The sequence below is a fragment of the Chamaesiphon sp. OTE_75_metabat_556 genome (genome assembly GCF_031378165.1).
Lineage (GTDB): Bacteria > Cyanobacteriota > Cyanobacteriia > Cyanobacteriales > Chamaesiphonaceae > Chamaesiphon.
Genome location: NZ_JANNDR010000179.1, coordinates 1 through 4,206, shown reverse-complemented (window position 1 = coordinate 4,206; position 4,206 = coordinate 1). Strand labels below are relative to the sequence as shown.

At 46.8% G+C, this 4,206-nt stretch carries 7 protein-coding genes and 1 pseudogene; 1 reads left to right on the top strand and 7 read right to left on the bottom strand.

The genetic code is table 11. From position 1 onward, the window contains the following. Positions 1–233 (top strand): hypothetical protein (locus RMO27_RS07500; RefSeq protein WP_309731011.1); only part of this gene is annotated, 233 nt, incomplete at its 5' end. Between the two features lie 12 nt (positions 234–245). Here RMO27_RS07500 and RMO27_RS07495 read toward each other — a convergent pair. The 7 genes and pseudogenes from RMO27_RS07495 to RMO27_RS23775 all read right to left on the bottom strand — a co-directional run. Beyond that, positions 246–1,856: an MBL fold metallo-hydrolase gene (locus RMO27_RS07495; protein ID WP_309731010.1), complete on the bottom strand. Its 1,611-nt coding sequence runs from the start codon at positions 1,854–1,856 to the stop codon at positions 246–248. Between the two features lie 64 nt (positions 1,857–1,920). Then, on the bottom strand, positions 1,921–2,043 hold the full coding sequence (locus tag RMO27_RS07490) for a hypothetical protein (protein ID WP_309731009.1): 123 nt from the start codon (positions 2,041–2,043) through the stop codon (positions 1,921–1,923). A gap of 98 nt (positions 2,044–2,141) precedes the next feature. Beyond that, a complete protein-coding gene (locus tag RMO27_RS07485) occupies positions 2,142–2,687 on the bottom strand; it encodes an NUDIX hydrolase (RefSeq protein ID WP_309731008.1) in 546 nt (181 codons plus the stop codon). An 87-nt stretch (positions 2,688–2,774) separates the two neighbouring features. Then, positions 2,775–3,263, bottom strand: coding sequence for a 2-amino-4-hydroxy-6-hydroxymethyldihydropteridine diphosphokinase (gene folK / locus RMO27_RS07480; RefSeq protein ID WP_309731007.1), 489 nt, complete (start codon positions 3,261–3,263; stop codon positions 2,775–2,777). Positions 3,264–3,298: 35 nt separating this feature from the next. Beyond that, positions 3,299–3,616 carry a DUF3593 domain-containing protein gene (locus tag RMO27_RS07475; protein WP_309731006.1) on the bottom strand — a complete coding sequence of 106 codons (318 nt, stop codon included), beginning with the start codon at positions 3,614–3,616 and terminating at the stop codon, positions 3,299–3,301. Positions 3,617–3,619: 3 nt separating this feature from the next. Further along, positions 3,620–3,922: a DUF2499 domain-containing protein gene (locus RMO27_RS07470; RefSeq protein WP_309731005.1), complete on the bottom strand. Its 303-nt coding sequence runs from the start codon at positions 3,920–3,922 to the stop codon at positions 3,620–3,622. A gap of 121 nt (positions 3,923–4,043) precedes the next feature. Next, positions 4,044–4,206 (bottom strand): annotated as a pseudogene (locus RMO27_RS23775) (HNH endonuclease); the annotation flags it as partial.

Here is a 4,206-nt window from a genome sequence, read left to right as displayed (position 1 = left end):
ACCTTTTTGGCGCGTTGGGCTATTTTAGCCAGCAGGCAATTTTTCTAATTTCAATAATTCGCCCTTCTATAACAATCGCTATAATAAACCAGCTACTTCGACTAATTCTAAGCCGTACAAGTATAAAACGTGTGGAAAAGGTGATCGCATTATCCAAGGTTCATTATGCGAACGGCGGCAGAAATAGTATGGATAGATATTTTTTTGGTTGTAAAACATCGACCAAAATATAGTAGTTCAATACTTTAACTCGATTCAAACGCCGGACAAAAACCATCGGGAGCAACTCGAAATCCATTGAGTGGAGACTGCGAACTATGACAACGAGAGCCGCGTTGATGGCGACAATTACCGCAGCAGGGCAGATCTGGCGGAAGATTGCTTGCTTGCTGTCGATCGAGGATTTCGCGTTGGGAGATGCCTCTGAGGACGATTTCTTCGCCTTGCCATCTGGCTTCGATCGATCCGGTATCCGCAAAATTATGCCACCGGGGGTCGCTGGAGATCGTCGTGGGTAAGCTAATACTGATTTCTTGTTCTAGTTCGGTGAGTTCGCCATCATAATTGGGATCTTTTGGCGGCGCGGGTTGGATAAAAGTATCGCCAACCGGCAGCGAAACTAGATTTCCTGCTGATGGCGAATGTAAATGATAGCGGTTTTGCAGCTCTTCCAACCCCGTCAGATCTGCCAGATAAGTTGCCGAACCATGGATGAATACGACATGCTTGGGACGCATATTATGAATCAATTGGGCGGTACCAGCACCATCAGAATGTTCGCTCAGGAGATAGGTTTCGACGGCAATTTTTGGAGTGGTGGCTGGAAATACGTTCGTGCCATGAGGTGAAGCGGGCAACAATACCAGCCAGGGGAAGGGATGTTCGATCGTATAAGTGTCGAGATCGGCGTGAGTCTCCGTGATGACAATACACTGACGCTGATGGATCTGGGCTAGCGTCTCTGGGGTAATTTGACGCACATGGGGGCGGACTTTTTCATCCCAAAACAGGGATTGATGGCGCGCAAAGTTTTGCACAGAGGGCGGAAAATGAGCGATGAGCGGCAAATAAGCATCATAACCAGCCGAGATCGATTCATCTACCCAGATATCGATATCGCGTCCGGTAAATAAATGATGACTGCGGAGCAGGATCAGCAGCTCCTGAGCGATGCCGAGCTGAGAGACAGGGAGAATGATCGACTGTTGTTGGTTGATGGCTCGATCGATCCGTGCCATCAAGGTATTTTCTTGTTTGCGGCGATGGGGATGACGCGCAGTGCCATAGCTGCCCTCGACAATCAAGACATCAGGATGGAGATTGCGAATCGAATCGAGGTGCAAGCCCTCTACTAATCGGGAATTGGACAAGAAAAAGTCGCCCGTATAAAAGACCCGAAACGACTGATAAAATCCGGTATAAGTCAGCAAGATCGACGCCGCACCTGGTAAATGTCCGGCGGGAAAGAGTTCTGCCGATAAACCATCGGCAAACTCGATCGATCGTTGCCATGGTAAAGCTTGACTGATTTGCGGTACGCCATCAGTTTCATCTAACCAATTGAGCGATAGCAAGCGGCTGGTGACTTCGCTCGTGTAGATCGGTAACTGCGGAAAAGCCCGATGGAGCGCGAGTAAACCTCTAGCATGATCGGCGTGAGCGTGGCTACAGATCACCAAATCGCAAATCGGTAGCTTATCGGCAGCAATCAGCGGTGAAATATCTTGCAAGCCACAATCGAGCAAGATCCGATATGGCCCCATTTTGACAAGCAAACACACGCCCTCGTCATGATGTCCGACGCCATAGGGCAAACAAACTAGATCTTCATTACTAGAATGGGGCAGAGTAGACAAGGGCAAAGTCCAGGATAAAACCGCCGCCGCTCTATAGAGATCTCGGCAATGGGCAAGTCGCTAGCTAGTGAGCGGAACCATTCCCATGATATTTGTCGGAATCATAGAAGCCATTGCGAGTACCAAAAAACAGGATACCAAGCACGAAGGGAATAGTCAGAATTGGTAAGATGACTTGAACGCTCATAATCTAAAATAACTCTGAGGATTGGCACGGTACTAAACCTCCATTATTGATCGATTTCTTGGCGATCGACACCGATCGTTAACCATTCTTGATGACGATTATAAATGCTTCCGCGCGAGGAAATAAGCGGCGATCGATTTAGCATCGATCGGTTCGCCAGCCTCGATCGCCGCTTCAAATTCGGCTGGAGTCATCAACACGATCTCGATATCTTCATCCTCATCACCCGCAGGTTGCACGGCTAATTTCTCCAGATCTTGCGCCAGAAAAGCATAAATAATCTCATCACAATAACCAGGCGCGAGAAAAAACTCCCCCAACTTCTGCCATTTACCAGCTCGGTATCCCGTCTCTTCTTCAATTTCCCGCGAGATCGTCGTCGCTGGATCTTCACCGATTTCTAGGGTACCTGCCGGAAATTCGAGGATTCTGCCCTGGGTAGGAAAGCGATATTGTTTAACTAAAACTAATTTGCCCTCTGGCGTCATCGGTACCGCCAGCGCACCACCAGGATGATGAATCGATTCCCATTCCCCGATCGCCCCATTGGGCAATTCGATCCGATCGACATTGAATGAAAACTTACGTCCTTGATAATGCAATTTGTGCTGGAGAATCTTCGCTGGTTCGGTTCCTAATGGCATGTTTAATTAGTGGATAGTGAATAGTGGATAGTGGATAGTGGATAGTGGATAGTGAATAGTGGATAGTGAATAGTGAATAGTGGATACTTATAGAAGTAATTTTACACCCGAAGATTCTAATTTTTTGGCTAGGGTGGCGATCGATTCGCCCGAACTTGGTTCGATCCGATCGGGTGCGATTTCGGCTAGTGGTATCAGTACAAATGCGCGATCGCACATGTGCGGATGGGGGATTTGTAAAATCGGTAAATCGATAATCCGATCGCCATATAATAATAGATCCAAATCTAGCGTCCGTGCCCCCCAAACCTCTTGCCTTACTCGTCCGAACTCAGCCTCGATCGATTGTAAAACATCTAGCAAATCCAATGGTGTCAAACTAGTCTCAATCGTCGCACAACCATTCACATAATCTGGCTGCGGTGGTCCGATCGGAGCTGTAAGATACCAGCTAGATACGGCTAATAGCTCAATCTGGGGATGGATTTTCAGTCGTTCGATCGCGCCAGTTAATATTGCCTTTGAGTCACCCAAATTGCTCCCCAACCCGATCGCACACCAACCATCATTCGACATTTTATCTATAATCAATCCCAACTCCAAACTATCCACTATCCACTATTCACTTTCAACTTACTTAAAGCTTGACTAAACCCGATCGCGATCGTGATATTAGAAATTGTCAAAAATAATTCTGCACTGCCATGTAAAAGATCGACGTCAGCTAAAGATTTATGCAATTTCAACTGTGCATATGCTCCGATCGGAATCGTCACCGCGACAAATACTAAAGTTAGATAAAACCCAACTAGCGCAATCTTTGGAGTCTGGATCTTTTTGGTCATCAACCAGAGAAATCCTAAATAAGGAAATAAAGAAACTGCAAATAATGTTTCCTTAGAAAATATCGATTCGATTAACGATGGCATATCTTAACTATTGACGATCGACTGTTTACTAATCTGCCAAGCAGCCACACACATCGTGGCATTCCCCACTACTGTCATCGCTGCTTGTAATGTCACCAGCCACTCTAGCGCGGGCGGATTGTCGAAAAAATGCCAAGTACAAGCACACATCGCACTCACCAATGCGGGCAACATCCCAAATGACAGACTCCGCCAAGCGAGATTGCCACTAGCCTCAGCATAGAGCCAAATCAGCCAGATCGCCGTCATCCACTCAATGACGCTAGAAATATGAATGATCCAAGTGGGAATCGAGAGTACGTGCATTTTGGCTAGTCGATCGATTGGTATGCTTTGGCGCGAACTAATTGTGGTTAGTTCCCCATTTAGAGTGTACCGAATATCTCGCTAGCTGTATCGATCGCCTAAAACTGGCAAAATTCAAAATTTACTGATAACGTCGATCGAATCTGGGATCGAAGTAGTGTTTTTTCTGGCTGTTACAGGAGTCGCACCGAGTTTGGAGGTTGCTGATATTGTTGCTACTAACCGATGCGAGGGGGATAATACGATCGATAGTTTGGTAGTCTGCCCACAGCTTTGACACTGAT